This is a genomic window from Rhizobium ruizarguesonis (assembly GCF_012349115.1).
GTDB classification, from domain to species: Bacteria; Pseudomonadota; Alphaproteobacteria; order Rhizobiales; family Rhizobiaceae; genus Rhizobium; species Rhizobium ruizarguesonis.
Window position 1 is genome coordinate 1 of sequence record NZ_PQIG01000010.1, and the last position, 1,355, is coordinate 1,355.

Sequence of the window (1,355 nt, forward strand, 5' to 3'; positions counted from 1 at the left end):
TCATATGCGCTAGGTTTAGCCCTGGACATAAGGAATCTGGTTGTGATTCAAGCTTTGGATGAAGATTCGTCCTGAGATTTTGGATCATTGGCCGGAAGTGCGCGAGCGGCTTCCGGCGGATTTTGACTTGGAAGCAACGGCGCGGTTGCGTGGTGCTTTTACGCGGGTGCGGGAAATCAAGAATGCCGAGACGCTGTTGCGGCTGGCGCTTGCCTATGGCGGCCTTGGCATGTCGCTACGCGAGACCTGTGCATGGGCCGAAGTGGGCGGAATCGCCCGTTTGTCAGACCCATCGCTGCTCGAGCGGCTGTGCAAAGCGGCGCCTTGGCTTGGCGACATCGTGGCCGCGCTGATTGCCGAACAGGCCAAAGCGCCGGCGGGGCGCTTCGCGGGGTATCGCTTGCGTGTGCTCGATGGAACGTCGATCTGCCATCCGGGCGCTGACCGCACGACATGGCGGTTGCATGTCGGCTACGACCTGGCAACGGCTCAGGTCGATCAGCTTGAGTTGACCGACATCCATGGTGGCGAAAACCTTCAGCGCCTTACCTACGCACCCGGCGATATTGTGCTGGCCGATCGCTACTATGCAAGGCCGCGCGACCTGCGGCCGGTGATCGACGCCGGTGCAGACTTCATCGTGCGGACCGGCTGGAACTCGTTGCGCCTGTTGCAGACGAATGGCGAGCCCTTTGATCTGTTTGCCGCGCTCGCCGCTCAGCAAGAGCAGGAAGGCGAGGTGCAGGTTCGTGTCCACGAAGGCATGACGGGGACGCCGCCGCCACTGGTCCTGCGCCTCATTGTCCGGCGCAAGGATCCGCAACAGGCCCAAGCCGAGCAGGAGCGTCTACTCAAGGACGCCCGCAAGCGCGGCAAAAAGCCCGATCCGCGCAGTCTCGAGGCGGCGAAGTACATTCTGCTGCTGACCTCGCTGCCGACCGCCACCTTTGCACCGGCCGACATCCTCACCCTCTATCGCTTCCGCTGGCAAATCGAGCTGGCGTTCAAACGGTTCAAGAGCCTGGCCGGCCTCGACAGCTTGCCGGCCAAGAAGCCTGAACTGGCCCGGGCATGGCTCTACGCCAGACTGATCGTTGCCATCATCGCCGAACAGATTGCCGGGCAAGTCCCGGACTCTCCCCCCTCTGGATGCGGCTACCCCACGGGCTAGCCCATCGCGCTGGCGTCTCATGAAGATAGCCCTGGCCACCATTTGCGCCGCCATCCGCGGACCACTTCTGTGGCAGGCCGTCTGTAATCTCTTCACACGAAGTCGTCGCCACCTCTGCGAGCCGCCGCGACGACGCCGAAAACAATGCGACGATCTCCGCGCCCGCCTAACCTAGCGCATATGA

General features: G+C 62.6%; 1 protein-coding gene. It reads left to right on the forward strand.

The window, feature by feature from the left end; genetic code table 11:
- The first annotated feature begins 58 nt into the window (after nucleotides 1–58).
- Nucleotides 59–1,171, forward strand: coding sequence for an IS4 family transposase (locus C3Y91_RS02420; protein WP_027689711.1), 1,113 nt, complete (start codon nucleotides 59–61; stop codon nucleotides 1,169–1,171).
- Nucleotides 1,172–1,355 lie beyond the last annotated feature (184 nt).